Here is a 15,075-nt window from a genome sequence, read left to right on the forward strand (position 1 = left end):
GCATCATTCGCCGCACTTTTTCCGACCACCAAAGAAAATGCGCCGCAACCTTTCGGTTGGCGGCGCATTTCGTGTCGAGGCGGCAGCGTCGGAATCAGAAGATCTGGTGCCCGACCCACCATCCGCCGGCCGCGATCAGCGCGGATGCCGGAATCGTCAGCACCCATGCCCACACGATGTTGCCGGCAACGCCCCAGCGCACAGCCGACAGCTTCTGCGTCGCGCCGACACCGACGATCGCACCGGTGATCGTGTGCGTGGTCGACACCGGAATACCGAGGAACGACGCGATGAACAGCGTGATCGCCCCGCCGCTTTCGGCACAGAAACCGCCGACCGGCTTGAGCTTCGTGATCTTCTGGCCCATCGTGCGCACAATGCGCCAGCCGCCGAACAACGTGCCGAGGCCCATCGACAGGTAGCACGCGCCGATCACCCACGCGGGCGGCGCATCGGACGTCGCCGATGCATAGCCCGACGCGATCAGCAGCATCCAGATGATGCCGATCGTCTTCTGTGCGTCGTTGCCGCCGTGACCCAGGCTGTACAAGCCGGCCGACAACAGCTGGAACCGCCGGAAGCGCCGGTCGACCTTGCTTGGCGCGGTGCGGAAATACAGCCACGACACGCCGAGCATGAACAGCGAACCGAGAACGAAGCCGAGCAGCGGCGAAATGAAGATGAACGCGACGGTCTTCATCAGGCCGTCGATGTTCAGCGCGCTCCAGCCCGACTTCGCGAGCGCCGAGCCGACGAGGCCGCCGATCAGCGCGTGCGACGAACTCGACGGGATCCCGTAGTACCACGTGATCACGTTCCAGCCGATCGCGCCGATCAGCGCGCCGAACACGACGTAGTGGTCAACGATCTCCGGATCGATCGTGCCTTTGCCGACCGTCTGCGCCACCTTCAGGTGGAAGATGAAATACGCGATGACGTTGAACGCCGCCGCGAACACGACGGCCTGCTGGGGCTTCAGCACGCCGGTGGACACCACGGTGGCGATCGAGTTCGCCGCGTCGTGGAAGCCGTTCATGAAGTCGAATACGAGCGCGACGAGCACCAGCGTCGCGACCATCCATAGGGCGAGTTGTATCGAATGCATCGTGGTCCGCTCAGGCGTTTTCCAGCACGATGCCTTCGATGATGTTCGCGACGTCCTCGCACTTGTCGGTGATCTCTTCGAGCAGCTCGTAGATCGCCTTCAGCTTGATGAGCGTCTTCACGTCGTCTTCCTCGCGGAACAGCTTCGACATCGCCGAGCGCAGCACGCGATCGGCCTCCGACTCCCAGCGGTCGATCTCTTCGCATTGCTTGAGGATCTGCGCCGACTGCTTCATGTCGGACAGCATGCCGACGGCCTGCTGCACGTGCTGGGCCGACTGCGTGACGATGTGCGCGAGCTGGCTCGCCTCGGAGGTGACGGACCGCACGTCGTACAGCGACACGGCCGTCGCGACGTCTTCCATCAGGTCGAGGATGTCGTCCATCGTCGTGATCAGCTTGTGGATCTCGTCGCGATCGAGCGGCGTGATGAAGGTCTTGTGCAGCAGATCGATCGCTTCGTGCGTCAGCTTGTCAGCGGCCTTCTCGGCAGTCTGCACGTTTTGCTTGTGAATCTCGGCGTCGGCGAGATTGTCGATCAGCAGTTCGAGCTCGCGGCCACCGGAAACGATGTGCTTCGCGTGCGCGTTGAAGAGTTCAAAGAACTTGCCCTCGGTGGGCATGAATCGACCGAACATGGGATTCCTGAGAGATTGTCAAACTACTGTCACGAAAACGGGCGACATTGTACCGTTTCCGGTCGGGCCGCGCCGCGCGCATATGCGCACGGCGGGATTGGATACAACGCTTGGCGATTTAGGGCTTTACATCCGGCGTTACTCGCCGTAGAAGGTCTGCGCCCCTGCAAAGTTGTCGAACTTCGTGAATTGCCCCAGGAACGTGAGCCGAACGGGGCCGATCGGACCGTTACGCTGCTTGCCGATGATGATTTCGGCCGTGCCCTTGTCGGGGCTGTCCGGGTTGTAGACTTCGTCGCGATAAATGAACAGGATCACGTCCGCATCCTGTTCGATTGCGCCCGATTCGCGCAAATCGGACATCACCGGACGCTTGTTCGGACGCTGTTCGAGGCCGCGGTTCAGCTGCGACAGTGCGATCACCGGCACGTCCAGCTCCTTAGCCAGACTCTTCAGCGATCGCGAGATTTCCGAGATTTCGGTCGCGCGGTTCTCGCCCTGCGACGAACCCGACATCAGCTGCAGGTAGTCGACGATGATCAGGCCGAGCTTGCCGCATTGCCGTGCGAGACGCCGCGCGCGCGAGCGCAATTCCATCGGGTTCAGGCCGCCCGTCTCGTCGATGAAGAGCTGCGCCTCGCTCATCTTCTGCACCGCGTGCGTCAGTTTCGGCCAGTCCTCGTCGCTCAGGCGACCGGTACGCATCCGGTGCTGGTCGAGCCGGCCGATCGAGCCGAGCATACGCATCACGAGCTGGGTGCCCGGCATTTCCATCGAGAACACCGCGACCGGCAGCCCGTACTCGACCGCGACGTATTCGCCGATGTTCATCGAGAACGCCGTCTTACCCATCGACGGGCGCCCTGCGACGATGATCAACTCACCGCCGTGCATCCCGGACGTCATCCGGTCGAGGTCGACGAAACCCGTCGGCGTGCCCGTGACGTCGCTCGGATTCGCGGTGTGGTACAGCGTGTCGATGCGCTCGACGACCTGCGTGAGCAGCGGACCGATCTCGAGGAAGCCCTGGTTGCCGCGCGCGCCTTCTTCCGCGATCGAGAACACCTTCGATTCGGCTTCGTCGAGCAGCTGGCGGACTTCCTTGCCCTGCGGATTGAACGCGTCGGCCGAGATTTCGTCGGCGACCGACACGAGCCGGCGCAGCACCGCACGGTCGCGCACGATTTCCGCATAGCGGCGGATGTTGGCCGCACTCGGCGTGTTCTGCGCGAGTGCGTTCAGGTACGCGAGGCCGCCGACGTCGTCGGCCTTGCCGGACGTGGTCAGCGCTTCGTACACGGTCACGACGTCGGCCGGGCGCGTCGACGCGATCAGCCGGCCAATGTGCTCGTAGATGATCCGGTGGTCGTAGCGATAGAAATCGCCCTGCGACAGGAAGTCGGCAATCCGGTCCCATGCCGCGTTGTCGAGCAACAGGCCGCCGAGCACCGACTGCTCGGCTTCGACCGAGTGCGGCGGGACTTTCAGCGATTCGATTTGAGGATCTTGCGGCGCGTTCATGGGTTGGGATTATCGCGAATAACCTACGACGTTACTAGAGACGGGCGCCGACGAACAGGCAATAAAAAAGGCAGGCCCCGGTTGCCCGGGCGCCTGCCCTTGTCCGGACAGCGGAAGCCGCCCGGGAAGCTTGCGTACGACGCTTACGCGTGGTCGCCGATCACGTTGATCGTGACGTCGACGACGACGTCCGTATGCAGCGCGACCTGAACCGTGTGCTCGCCGATCATCTTCAGCGGGCCTTCCGGCATGCGAACCTGCAGCTTCTCGACTTCGTAACCTGCCTTCTTCAGCAGTTCAGCGACGTCGCCGTTCGTGACCGAGCCGAACAGACGGCCGTCAACGCCCGACTTCTGCGTGATTTCGAACGATTGGCCGTTCAGCTTCTCGCCGACTGCCTGCGATGCCGCCAGCTTCTCAGCGGCGACCTTTTCGAGTTCAGCGCGGCGAACTTCGAATTCGGCGATCGCTTCCTTCGTTGCACGGCGAGCCTTGCGGTTCGGGATCAGGAAGTTGCGAGCGTAACCGTCCTTGACCTTGACGATGTCGCCGAGGTTACCCAGATTGGCGACTTTTTCCAACAGAATGATTTGCATTCGAATTCTCCTTATTGCGTCGCCTGATTACGCCTTGTGCTGATCGGTGTACGGCAGCAGCGCGAGGAAACGCGCACGCTTGATTGCCGTATCCAGCTGACGCTGATAGTGCGCCTTCGTACCCGTCAGACGAGCCGGCGTGATCTTGCCGTTTTCGCCGATGAAGTCCTTCAGCGTTTCCGTGTCCTTGTAGTCGATCTGATCGACGCCGGCTGCCGTGAAACGGCAGAACTTCTTGCGCTTGAAGAGCGGGTTTTGTTGCTGACGACGCTTGTCGAATTTCTTACCAGTCGGGCGGGGCATGATTTCAGTCCTTTCCAATGTCCTGCAATGCTGTGATGTGAAACACCAAGGTTCTCGCGTTGCGGCTTTTCTTTGCCAGGAAGCCCGTGAACAGCGTTTCGACGCCCATTTCACGACTTTCCAGCCTGCCGCTCGCCTCACCGGCCGCCACCGCCTCGATCGTCATTTCGACCTGACGGGGAATGCCTGCTTCGACGACTTCCGTGCGGTGGTGCAACGTGGCGCTTGCGATCGGAACACCTGCCGGCGTATATCGCACCGGTGCGCGTTCGACGACGCTCGCCGTCAATTGCAACCTGTTCACGTGAGTAGCGCGCTCCTTGATGGCTTAATGAATGACGAACTTAAGCCTGCGCTTCGGTCGGCTGAGCAGCAGCCGCCTTCTTGGCTTCTTCGCGCTGAACTTCCTTCATCATCGGCGACGGGCCGGTCTCGGCCTTCTTCATCTTGACGATGAGGTGGCGCAGCACGGCGTCGTTGAACTTGAACGCGTGTTCGAGTTCGTCGAGCGTCGTCTGGTCGCACTCAATGTTCATGCAGACGTAGTGAGCCTTCGCGAGTTTCTCGATCATGTAGGCCAGTTGGCGACGGCCCCAGTCTTCGACACGGTGGATCTGGCCGCCGTGCGTCGTGATCGTGGTCTTGTAACGCTCGATCATCGCGGGCACTTGCTCGCTTTGATCGGGGTGCACGATGAATACGATTTCGTAATGACGCATTACACACTCCTTGTGGATTGAAGCCACCCGGGCGTCTGAACCGGTGTGGCAAGTGAGAAGCCGAAGATTCTAACCCGGATACAGGGCGCATGCAACATCGATCGACGATTTCGGACCGGATTCGGCCATGTTTTCAAAGACTTGAACCCGCGCCAACGGTCGAACGGCGGCTCGCGTGCCCCTCGGGAATCGGGGGCGGAGCATCACGCGCGGGTGACGGGCCGCCGCCGCGGCCCGCCGTCACTCGCTGCGCGCCCCGCCAAGCCGCGCGTCGAGCGCCGTTCTGAACGCGGCCAGCGCCGACGGCTCGGCGTCGGTCACGGCCCACCAGGTCATCCCCGCCGCCTCCCAGCGGTCGAGCGCATAGCCCTGCGACACGGTCGCGTACGGCGCCGTCTCCCCGCCGACGCCCGCCGGCCGCACGTACACGTCGATCACGTGCTGCCGGTATCGGTACACGAGTACCGCGACGCGGCGCCGCCCGACGTAGTCGAGCCGGCCGCCCGCGAGCGGGAAGCCGCTCACCGACAGGTCCTCGACCGGCGGCGCATAGTCGAGCCGGCCGTTGAACCACGGCTTGACCGTATGCCGGTCGGTCGAGATCACGTCGATGTCGCGCGCCGACAGGCCGGCCCGCACGTGGCTCGCGACCAGCTCGTCGACCGTCTGGCCGGTTGCGGCGTGGCGGGCGGACAGCGCCATCCCGGCCGCCGCGGCGAGCGCGACCACCAGCGCCACGCCCCAGCCGAGCCCGGGCAACGCCGTGACGCGCGACCCCGGCCCGGCAGAGGCCGGGCGAGCCGATACGCCGCGTCCGGCCGGCCAGGAGAACCAGCGGCGACCGCTCGATCGAGGCCGCGGCCGCGCCGTCGCATCGGGCTCCGGCGCCGCAGGGCCCGGCCCGCACTCACGCGCGCCGCCTGGCGCCGGCAGCGCCGCGAGGAGGCTCGCCCGCAGCGCATCGGGCGCGCGGTGATAATCGGCCTGCCGCACGGCCCGCCCCAGCACGACGATCCGCTCGCGTTCGCGACGGCACGCATCGCACCCCTCGACATGCCGCTGGACGCGCAACGCATCGGGCGCCGACAGCTCGCGGTCGACGTCCGCGTCCAGCAATGCTCGCGTTTCGTTACAGTCCATCGATCGCCTCCGATGCGGTTCCGCTCGCCGACGCACGTCCCGGCGCGGGTCCGGACGGCGGCACCTGCGTGCCGCCCAGCAGCGCGGCAAGCCGGCGCCGGCCGCGCGAGAGCCGCGACATCACCGTGCCCACCGGCAAGTCGGCGATCGCCGCGATCTCGCGGTAGCTCAAATCCTCCATCTCGCGCAGCACCAGCACCTCGCGGTATTCGGGCGGCAGCTTCGCGAGCGCCGCGTTCACGAGCCGCACGTTCTCGCCACGCAGCAGCTGCGCGAGCGGATCCCCGGGCGCCGGCTGCCAGTCGTCGGGCACCTCCGTGTCGTCGAGCGTGTCGGGCAGTGCAACCTCGTGCGCGTGGGTGCGGCGGCGCCACTCCGTGTACCAGGTGTGGCGCACGATCGTCAGCAGCCACGGCCGGGCGTTGTCGCCGCGGCACGAGTCGACGAAGCGCAGCGCGCGCATGCACGCGTCCTGGACGACGTCGTCCGCGTCGCCCGGGTTGCCGCTCAGCCAGCGGGCGAGGTTGTACGCGGCGTCGAGATGCGGCAGCACGAGCGCGCGAAACCGCTCGCCGCGCGCGACCGCGTCATCCTCCGCCCGTTCGTCGACCGCCTGTCCGGCTTGCCCCACATGGCCTCCCTGGTCCCGGCGGCCGAAGCCGCGCTCGTCTCGCGTCCGTGCTCGCGCCCGATGCCCGGACAGACCGGCAGCGTGCGCACTCGATGACCTTACCGCCGCTGAACCGAGTTTATTCCCGCATGAAGCCGGTGAAGCGCAAAAAATGCCCGGACCTGCCGCACCCGTTACGGCGTGCTGCTCCAGTAGCCGGGCCGCGCATACGCTTCGCGCAGGTAGTCGATGAAGTAGCGCACGCGCGCGGGCACGTAGCGCTGCTGTGGATAGACCGCGAGGATGTCGTAGTCCGGCAGCGCGTATTCGTCGAGCACCGTCTCGAGTTCGCCCGTCTCGAGCTGGGCGGCGATTTCCCAGGTCGAGCGCCAGCCGAGCCCGAGGCTCTCGGCCACCCAGCGATGCAGCAGCTCGCCGTCGTTGCAGTCGAGATTGCCGGCCACCCGCATCGTCACGATCTTGCCGTGGCGCTGGAAATACCAGCCGCGGTTCTGGCCGCCCTGCAGGTTGAATGCGAGACAGTTGTGCTTGAGCAGGTCGTCCAGCGACTTCGGCCGGCCGTGACGGCGGAAATAGTCGGGCGTGCCGCACACGACGCGCCGGTTCGACGCGAGCTTCACCGCGACGAAGTTCGGGTCGACCGAGCCGCCGATCCGGATCGACAGGTCGTAGCCTTCGCGCACCAGATCGACCACGCGATCGGTCAGGTTGAACGACAGTTGCATTTCCGGCTTGTCGACGAGGAAACCGGGTGCGTGCGGCGCGACGTGCTTGCGGCCGAACGCGGCCGGCGCGGACACGATCAGGTGCCCGCTGACCGCACGCCGCCCGGCGGCCAGCTCGTTCTCGGCCTGGTCCCATTCGGACAGCAGCCCGCGGCAGCGCTCGAGGAACGCTGCGCCCTCCTCGCTGACCACCAGCCGTCGCGTCGAGCGGTACATCAGCTTCACGCCGAGGCGCTTCTCGAGCGCGTCGATGCGCCGCCCGAGCACCACCGGCGACACGCCCTCCTCGAGCGCCGCCGCCGCGAGGCTGCCCGCGTCCGCGACCCGCACGAACGTCTCGATCTGCTTGAAACGATCCATCTCCTGTCTCCGTCCCGGCGTCGACGCCGGCGGGAAGCCCCGTCCGGCCGTCATTCCATACTTTTAGTTTCGAAATAAGCGACTTCGGCTGATCTTATCAAACCTTTCCTGCGTCCCTAAAGTGTTCCCAACAGACCGATTCGCAAGATCCACACATTCAAGGAGACATTCATGGCCAAGATGAGAGCCGTCGACGCAGCCGTACTCGTGCTCGAGAAGGAAGGCATCCAGACCGCGTTCGGCGTGCCGGGCGCAGCAATCAACCCGTTCTATTCCGCGATGCGCCAGTCGGGCGGCATCAGCCACGTGCTGGCCCGCCACGTCGAAGGCGCGTCGCACATGGCCGAGGGCTTCACGCGTGCCGCGCCCGGCAACATCGGCGTGTGCATCGGCACGTCGGGCCCCGCCGGCACCGACATGATCACCGGCCTGTACTCCGCATCGGCCGACTCGATTCCGATCCTCGCGATCACGGGCCAGGCACCGCGTGCACGCCTGTACAAGGAAGACTTCCAGGCCGTCGACATCGAGTCGATCGCGAAGCCCGTCACCAAGTGGGCCGTCACCGTGCGCGAACCGGCGCTGGTGCCGCGCGTGTTCCAGCAGGCGTTCCACCTGATGCGCTCGGGCCGTCCGGGTCCGGTGCTGGTCGACCTGCCGATCGACGTGCAGCTCGCCGAAATCGAATTCGACATCGACACGTATGAACCGCTGCCGGTCTACAAGCCCGCGGCGAGCCGCGCGCAGATCGAGAAGGCGCTCGCGATGCTCAACGACGCGGACAAGCCGCTGATCGTGTCGGGCGGCGGCGTGCTCAACGCGGCGGCCGAAGACCTGCTCGTCCAGTTCGCCGAAACGATCGGCGTACCGGTGATCCCGACGCTGATGTCGTGGGGCGCGATTCCGGACGACCACCCGCTGATGGCCGGCATGGTCGGCCTGCAGACGTCGCACCGCTACGGCAACGCGACGATGCTCGCGTCCGACTTCGTGCTCGGCATCGGCAACCGCTGGGCGAATCGCCACACCGGCAGCGTCGAGGTTTATACGAAGGGCCGCAAGTTCGTGCACGTCGACATCGAGCCGACCCAGATCGGCCGCGTGTTCGGCCCGGATCTCGGCATCGTGTCCGACGCGAAGGCCGCGCTCGAGCTGTTCGTCGCGGTGGCACAGGAATGGAAGGCCGCCGGCAAGCTGAAGGACCGTAGCGCGTGGGTGTCCGAGTGCCAGGCGCGCAAGCGCACGCTGCAGCGCAAGACCCACTTCGACAACGTGCCGGTCAAGCCGCAGCGCGTGTACGAAGAGATGAACAAGGTGTTCGGCCGCGATACCTGCTACGTCAGCACGATCGGCCTGTCGCAGATCGCCGCCGCGCAGTTCCTGCACGTGTTCAAGGCACGCAACTGGATCAACTGCGGCCAGGCAGGCCCGCTCGGCTGGACGATCCCCGCCGCGCTCGGCGTGCGTGCGGCCGATCCGACCCGCCCGATCGTCGCGCTGTCCGGCGACTACGACTTCCAGTTCATGATCGAAGAGCTGGCCGCCGGCGCGCAATTCAAGCTGCCGTACGTGCACGTGGTGGTGAACAACTCGTACCTCGGCCTGATCCGCCAGGCCCAGCGCGCGTTCGACATGGACTACTGCGTGCAGCTCGCGTTCGACAACGTCAACGCACCGGAGCTGAACGGCTATGGCGTCGATCACGTGGCGGTCGCCGAAGGCCTCGGCTGCAAGGCGCTGCGCGTGTCGAAGCCGGAAGAGATCGAGCCGGCGCTGAAGCAGGCGCAGGCGCTCGCACAGGAGTTCAGCGTGCCGGTCGTCGTCGAAGTGATCCTCGAGCGCGTGACGAACATTTCGATGGGCACCGAAATCGACGCGATCAACGAGTTCGAGGAACTCGCCGAGAAGGCCGAGCACGCGCCGACCGCGATCTCGATGCTCGACTGATCCGCACGCCATTTTTTGACTGACCGACCGAAGAGGCTTAGCTCATGCCGAAGTTTGCTGCAAACCTGACCATGCTGTTCAACGAAGTGCCGTTCCTCGATCGCTTCAAGGCGGCCGCGGACGCAGGCTTCGACGCCGTCGAGTTCCTGTTCCCGTACCCGTACGCGAAAGAGGAACTCGCCGAGCCGCTCGAGACGCACCGCCTGCGCCTCGTGCTGCACAACCTGCCCGCCGGCAACTGGGACCAGGGCGAGCGCGGCATCGCGTGCCTGCCCGATCGCGTCGGCGAGTTCCAGGAAGGTGTCGGCCGTGCGATCGAGTACGCGAAGGCGCTGAAGGTGCCGCAGCTGAACTGCCTCGTCGGCATCCCGTCGGCGAGCACGGCGCGCGACAAGACCTTCGTCACGATCGTCGACAACCTGCGCTTCGCCGCCGATGCGCTCAAGCGCGAAGGCATCCGCCTGCTGGTCGAGCCGTGCAACAGCTTCGACATCCCGGGCTTCGCGCTGAACCGCTCGTCCGAAGGGCTCGACGTGATCCGCGCGGTCGGCTCGGACAACCTATTCCTGCAGTACGACATCTATCACATGCAGCGCATGGAAGGCGAACTGGCCGCGACGATCGAACGCAACCTCGCGTCGATCGGCCACGTCCAGCTCGCGGACAACCCGGGCCGCAACGAGCCGGGTACGGGCGAGATCAACTACGCGTTCCTGTTCGCGCTGCTCGACCGGCTCGGCTATGCCGGCTACGTCGGCTGCGAATACAAGCCCCGCACCACCACGACGGAAGGCCTCGGCTGGCTGCAAAGCGTCGCCGGCTGCGCACCGGGCTCGGCGCGCCGCGCCGCCTGAGATCCGCCCTTCCCCACCTACGCCCCTATAGGAGACTTTCACATGGCAACCATCGGATTCATCGGCCTCGGCATCATGGGCGCGCACATGGCGCGCAACCTGCTCAAGGGCGATCATCAGCTCGTCGTGAACGGTGCGTTCCCGGTGCCGGACGACCTGCGCGCGAGCGCGAAGGTCGTCGCGAACTCGACCGAAGTCGCGCAGAACGCGGACATCATCATCTCGATGGTGCCGGATACGCCCGACGTGCGTAATGTGCTGTTCGCCGACGACGGCGTGGCAAAGGGCCTGACGGCCGGCAAGCTCGTGATCGACATGAGCTCGATCTCGCCGCTCGACACGCAGCAATTCGCAAAACAGATCAACGCGCTCGGCTGCGACTACCTCGACGCGCCGGTGTCCGGCGGCGAAGTCGGTGCCCGCGAAGCGACGCTCACGATCATGGTCGGCGGCCCGGAGCAGGCCTTCGAGCGCGCGAAGCCGCTGTTCGAGAAAATGGGCAAGAACATCACGCTCGTCGGCGACAACGGCGCGGGCCAGACCTGCAAGGTCGCGAACCAGATCATCGTCGCGCTGAACATCGAAGCGGTCGGCGAAGCGCTGCTGTTCGCCGCGCGCTCGGGCGCCGATCCGGAGCGCGTGCGACAGGCGCTGATGGGCGGCTTCGCCGCGTCGCGGATCCTCGAAGTGCACGGCGCGCGCATGACGAAGCGCACGTTCGATCCGGGCTTTCGCATCGAGCTGCACCAGAAGGATCTGAACCTCGCGCTCGACGGCGCACGCAAGCTCGGCCTCGCGCTGCCGCACACGGCGAGCGCGCAGCAACTGTTCAGCGTGTGCGCGTCCCACGGCGGCAAGACATGGGATCACTCGGCACTCGTGCGTGCGCTCGAGATCATGTCGAACTTCGAAATCGGCCAGACGCCGGCCGCATAACGCGGATGCAGCGGCGCGCGTTTCGCTGCAACGGCGAACGCGCGCGGGCGCAGCGCGGCGAATACTCGCGATCCGGCCGCGGCCGGTCGTATCGGTGCGCGAACACGCGCGCATCACGGTGGGGCGCCCCGCCGCGCATCGCTAACCGCGTGCGCGACGGGGCGAAAAACGCCGCTCTGGGCTGAGAGCGGCGTGGTGGGGTCCGCAGCGGCACCCGGCGGCGCCGGGGAAGCCTTGGTCGGTCAGACGTCGTCGTCGGGTGTCCGCCTGTCGGATTTCGCGTATTACATTTCTTTACGTTCAGGCGTGCGATTTTTCATGCAATCGTCGCGATGAACGCCTACACTTTCGCCACGCCTTTCGAGAAATCCGCCGCGCCTGGCGCTCACTCCAGTGAGTGCGCTCAGCGCGGTGTTTTTTTCGCCACTTCACGGCGCGTTTTCTTTTCAACCACCTAGGGAGTGCAGCGATGGGTCTTCTTTCGTTTATTAAAGAGGCGGGTGAAAAACTGCTGGGTCATGCTGACGCGCAAGCAGCGGAAGATCCGAATGCGGCGAACCAGACCGCCGCCGATGCGATCAAGAACTACATCAGCTCGCAGGGTCTCGATACGTCGAATCTGACCGTCGCGTTCGACGGCGCGTCGCGCACCGTCACACTGTCGGGCAGCGTCGGCGACCTCGACACGAAGGCGAAGGTCAAGGTCGCGGCCGGCAACGTGCAAGGCGTCGCGGGCGTCAACGACGACGATCTGCAGCCGGACGATCCGGAAGTTCAGTACCATGACGTGAAGCCGGGCGATACGCTGTCGGCGATCGCGAAGGAAGTGTACGGCGACGCGAACAAGTACCCGGCGATCTTCGAGGCGAACAAGCCGATGCTGTCGAGCCCGGACCGGATCTATCCGGGCCAGAAGCTCGTGATTCCGCCGCAGTCCTGAGCAATCGCCCGGCACTGACGCAAAAAAGGCAGGCCATTGGCCTGCCTTTTTTTCATGCGCGCCGCGTGCCGCCCGATCGGCGGCCACCGGTCACAGCGTGTCGAATGCGCGTTGCAGCGCATCGCGCCCTTGAATGCCGTTCGCGAGCGCCAGCATCAGCAGCACGCGTGCCTTGAACGGGCTCAGCGATCCGGTGCTCACGAAACCGAGCGCCTCGTCGTTCGCGGCGCCGTTGCGCATCACGTGCCCCGAGCCGACCCGCGACGCGCGCACCACCGTGACGCCGGCATTCACCGCATCGGCGAGCGCTGCCTGCAGCGTCGCATGGATCGACCCGTTGCCGGTGCCCGCGACGACGAGGCCGCGCACGCCGGCCGCGACAAGTGCGTCGACGGCCGTGCGCGTCACGCCCGCATAGCTCGCGACGACTTCGACCGGCGGCCACGCCGCGGCGATCACCAGTTGCGCATCGCGCGCGCGCGTCACGCGGCGCGCGAATTCGACGCGGCCGTCCTGTACCCAGCCGAGCGCGCCCAGTTCCGGCGACTGGAATGCGTCGACCGCATAGGTGCTCGTCTTCACGACGTCACGCGCGCCGTGAATCCGGTTGTTGAACGCGACGAGCACGCCCTGCCCGCGCGCGGCCGGATGGGCGGCGACCGTCACTGCGTTCAGCAGGTTCAGCGGGCCGTCGGACGACAGCGCGGTGGCCGGCCGCATCGCGGCCGTCAGCACGACCGGCTTGTCGCCGGTCACGACCAGATGCAGCGCGTACGCGGTTTCCTCGAGCGTGTCGGTACCGTGGGTGATCACGATGCCGTCGATCGCCGGATCGGCCATCAGCGCGTCGATGCGCGCGGCGAGCGTATTCCACAGCGGCAGCGCGAGATCCTTGCTGTCGATGCTGGCGACCTGCTCGGCGTCGATGCGCGCGACCGACGCGAGCGCCGGCACCGCGTCGAGCAGGAAATTGACGCCGAGCGCGCCGGCCTGGTAGCCGGCCGTGCTGGCGGCGTCCGGCGCGGCGCCGGCGATCGTGCCGCCGGTGGCAAGTACGGCGATGCGCGGCAGGGCCGACGACGACGAAGGGGATGCGGGGTTCGGAGTATTCATGGCCGCGATTGTAATGGCTCGCGGCCGGCATCCGACAGGTTCCGCGTGTATGGCCCGGGCCGACGCCCCCGCGTCATGGTTTGTCCCGATCACCGGCGCGCGCACGCACCGTCAACGGCTACGCGACCCGCCGCGTTATACGAATGCCGTTTTGGTGTTTTCACATTGATTTGCCATAATCGGAGCGCGCGGCGCGATGCGACCCTGTTCCCGTTGCGCCGGGCTTCGTGACGGCGTCGATATAAAGCGCAATTCACCCCATGGGAGTGTCGAAATGAAAATCCAATCGCTCGTAGCCGCAGTGCTTCTCGGCGGCATGCTGGCTTCCCCCGCTTTCGCGGCGAACAGCCAGCAGGACAAGATGAAGGCCTGTAACACCCAGGCCGCAGGCAAGACGGGCGACGAACGCAAGGCGTTCATGAAGGACTGCCTGTCGACCAAGCCCGCGAAGGCAATGACGCAGCAGGAAAAGATGAAGGCATGCAACACGCAGGCCACCGGCAAGAAGGGCGACGACCGCAAGACGTTCATGAAGAGTTGCCTGAGCAGCCAGCCGGCCGCCTGAGTTCCGGCGCTCCCGCACGAATGCCGCGCACCGCTTCGGCGAGCGCGGCTTTTTTGTTTTCGTTGCACACGCATCGACGCGCGCGATGCGCCCCGATGCGCCGGCGCACCGTCCGGCGGCATCGCCACGCCGACGCCGCGATACGTTGCGCCGCCCTCCCGCCCCGCTTTCCGGGCGCGCCGTGCGAATGCCGCCACATGGTGCGGCAATTCGCCGCGATTTCTTCTATGATGGCTGCAACGCGGCCCATCCAAGTACAAGAAGCGCCATCGGGCCGCCCTCGAGCCGGACGCGCACGCCGCGTCAAACGGAGGCATGGATGGCATGGAGACAACACCGCTGGTTCCGCCGCTGGCTGATCGTGATCGTGTTCTGGGCCGTGCCCGTCGCGATCGTCGCCGTGCGCGAGATCCGCGAGGAAATGGCGTACAACAAGGCCGACCTGGAGCTCGCGCTGACCACCTGGCAGCTCACCGACGCGCAGCAGGCCGCCGGCGCCGCCGCGAAGTGCCACGGGGATCCTGATGCGGCACGGGCGGCCGGCTGCCCGGCCGACGTGCTGAGCGCCAACGCGGCTCGCCAGCAGGCGGCCCGCGACGAATACCTGGTGCGCCGCAATACGCTCGCGGGTTATCTGTGGCATGCGTTCGTCGGCTACTGGGTCGTGCCGGCCGCATTCCTGTTCGCGTGCGGGGTCGTGATCGCACTGATCCGCCGTGCGCTGCGGCGCCCGCCGATCAAGCCGCCCGCTCCGCCGGCGCCCCCCGTCACGCATTGACGCGCAGACCCGCCTTCCCTTTCCCGCCGGCCGCCTGCCGTCGCCCGGCGCGCGACGCATCGCCGCATGCGCGCCGGGCCATCCGTTGGCGTGCCGCGACACCCCCGATCGATTTGACGCTTTTTCACGTCGCAACGAAAAGAGGCTGTAATCCGCTGTGATATAACTGCCGACGTGATCCGCTCCCTGAGCGAGACTCACTCCG

17 protein-coding genes are annotated in these 15,075 nt (G+C 66.0%); 6 read left to right on the forward strand and 11 right to left on the reverse strand.

What is annotated here, in order from left to right; genetic code table 11:
* Nucleotides 1-94 precede the first annotated feature (94 nt).
* The 10 genes from LMA02_RS09470 to LMA02_RS09515 all read right to left on the reverse strand — a co-directional run bounded on the left by LMA02_RS09470 (nucleotide 95) and on the right by LMA02_RS09515 (nucleotide 7,737).
* The gene (locus LMA02_RS09470; RefSeq protein ID WP_228904518.1) at nucleotides 95-1,105 is read right to left on the reverse strand and encodes an inorganic phosphate transporter; all 1,011 of its coding nucleotides are present in this window, start codon (nucleotides 1,103-1,105) and stop codon (nucleotides 95-97) included.
* 10 nt (nucleotides 1,106-1,115) lie between these two features.
* Complete coding sequence (locus LMA02_RS09475; protein WP_166724699.1) at nucleotides 1,116-1,742, reverse strand: DUF47 domain-containing protein; 627 nt, start codon at nucleotides 1,740-1,742, stop codon at nucleotides 1,116-1,118.
* Between the two features lie 138 nt (nucleotides 1,743-1,880).
* Nucleotides 1,881-3,263 carry a replicative DNA helicase gene (locus LMA02_RS09480; protein WP_166724700.1) on the reverse strand — a complete coding sequence of 461 codons (1,383 nt, stop codon included), beginning with the start codon at nucleotides 3,261-3,263 and terminating at the stop codon, nucleotides 1,881-1,883.
* A 143-nt stretch (nucleotides 3,264-3,406) separates the two neighbouring features.
* Nucleotides 3,407-3,859 carry a 50S ribosomal protein L9 gene (gene rplI / locus LMA02_RS09485; RefSeq protein ID WP_166724701.1) on the reverse strand — a complete coding sequence of 151 codons (453 nt, stop codon included), beginning with the start codon at nucleotides 3,857-3,859 and terminating at the stop codon, nucleotides 3,407-3,409.
* A gap of 27 nt (nucleotides 3,860-3,886) precedes the next feature.
* Nucleotides 3,887-4,162 carry a 30S ribosomal protein S18 gene (rpsR, locus tag LMA02_RS09490; protein ID WP_011657068.1) on the reverse strand — a complete coding sequence of 92 codons (276 nt, stop codon included), beginning with the start codon at nucleotides 4,160-4,162 and terminating at the stop codon, nucleotides 3,887-3,889.
* 4 nt (nucleotides 4,163-4,166) lie between these two features.
* Complete coding sequence (gene priB, locus LMA02_RS09495; RefSeq protein ID WP_011657069.1) at nucleotides 4,167-4,466, reverse strand: primosomal replication protein N; 300 nt, start codon at nucleotides 4,464-4,466, stop codon at nucleotides 4,167-4,169.
* Nucleotides 4,467-4,506: 40 nt separating this feature from the next.
* Entirely contained in the window at nucleotides 4,507-4,881 is a 375-nt protein-coding gene (gene rpsF, locus LMA02_RS09500; RefSeq protein WP_006755436.1) for a 30S ribosomal protein S6, read from the reverse strand.
* A 240-nt stretch (nucleotides 4,882-5,121) separates the two neighbouring features.
* A complete protein-coding gene (locus LMA02_RS09505; RefSeq protein WP_228904520.1) occupies nucleotides 5,122-6,021 on the reverse strand; it encodes a zf-HC2 domain-containing protein in 900 nt (299 codons plus the stop codon).
* The gene (locus tag LMA02_RS09510) at nucleotides 6,011-6,652 is read right to left on the reverse strand and encodes an RNA polymerase sigma factor (RefSeq protein ID WP_228904523.1); all 642 of its coding nucleotides are present in this window, start codon (nucleotides 6,650-6,652) and stop codon (nucleotides 6,011-6,013) included. Before LMA02_RS09510 ends, LMA02_RS09505 begins: the two co-directional genes overlap by 11 nt.
* 173 nt (nucleotides 6,653-6,825) lie before the next feature.
* Complete coding sequence (locus LMA02_RS09515) at nucleotides 6,826-7,737, reverse strand: LysR family transcriptional regulator (protein WP_006755064.1); 912 nt, start codon at nucleotides 7,735-7,737, stop codon at nucleotides 6,826-6,828.
* 171 nt (nucleotides 7,738-7,908) lie between these two features.
* On the opposite strand from LMA02_RS09515, the gene gcl reads away from it, so the two are divergent.
* The 4 genes from gcl (at nucleotide 7,909) to lysM (ending at nucleotide 12,414) form a co-directional block, all read left to right on the forward strand.
* On the forward strand, nucleotides 7,909-9,684 hold the full coding sequence (gene gcl / locus LMA02_RS09520) for a glyoxylate carboligase (protein WP_126228012.1): 1,776 nt from the start codon (nucleotides 7,909-7,911) through the stop codon (nucleotides 9,682-9,684).
* Nucleotides 9,685-9,728: 44 nt separating this feature from the next.
* Nucleotides 9,729-10,538 (forward strand): hydroxypyruvate isomerase, encoded by an 810-nt coding sequence (gene hyi, locus LMA02_RS09525; RefSeq protein WP_228904524.1) that lies wholly within the window; start codon nucleotides 9,729-9,731, stop codon nucleotides 10,536-10,538.
* A 42-nt stretch (nucleotides 10,539-10,580) separates the two neighbouring features.
* Nucleotides 10,581-11,474, forward strand: coding sequence for a 2-hydroxy-3-oxopropionate reductase (locus LMA02_RS09530; RefSeq protein ID WP_228904526.1), 894 nt, complete (start codon nucleotides 10,581-10,583; stop codon nucleotides 11,472-11,474).
* Nucleotides 11,475-11,943: 469 nt separating this feature from the next.
* The gene (gene lysM, locus LMA02_RS09535; protein WP_166725586.1) at nucleotides 11,944-12,414 is read left to right on the forward strand and encodes a peptidoglycan-binding protein LysM; all 471 of its coding nucleotides are present in this window, start codon (nucleotides 11,944-11,946) and stop codon (nucleotides 12,412-12,414) included.
* A gap of 90 nt (nucleotides 12,415-12,504) precedes the next feature.
* Here lysM and LMA02_RS09540 read toward each other — a convergent pair whose 3' ends face one another.
* Nucleotides 12,505-13,527: an asparaginase gene (locus LMA02_RS09540; protein ID WP_228904528.1), complete on the reverse strand. Its 1,023-nt coding sequence runs from the start codon at nucleotides 13,525-13,527 to the stop codon at nucleotides 12,505-12,507.
* 274 nt (nucleotides 13,528-13,801) lie between these two features.
* Between LMA02_RS09540 and LMA02_RS09545 the strand changes: the two genes are divergently transcribed.
* Both LMA02_RS09545 and LMA02_RS09550 read left to right on the forward strand, forming a co-directional pair.
* On the forward strand, nucleotides 13,802-14,092 hold the full coding sequence (locus tag LMA02_RS09545; protein ID WP_174388134.1) for a PsiF family protein: 291 nt from the start codon (nucleotides 13,802-13,804) through the stop codon (nucleotides 14,090-14,092).
* A 319-nt stretch (nucleotides 14,093-14,411) separates the two neighbouring features.
* The gene (locus tag LMA02_RS09550) at nucleotides 14,412-14,870 is read left to right on the forward strand and encodes a hypothetical protein (RefSeq protein WP_228904531.1); all 459 of its coding nucleotides are present in this window, start codon (nucleotides 14,412-14,414) and stop codon (nucleotides 14,868-14,870) included.
* The last annotated feature ends 205 nt before the right edge of the window (nucleotides 14,871-15,075 follow it).

It is taken from the genome of Burkholderia sp. B21-005, from assembly GCF_020843965.1.
In the GTDB taxonomy this organism is placed as follows: domain Bacteria; phylum Pseudomonadota; class Gammaproteobacteria; order Burkholderiales; family Burkholderiaceae; genus Burkholderia; species Burkholderia ambifaria.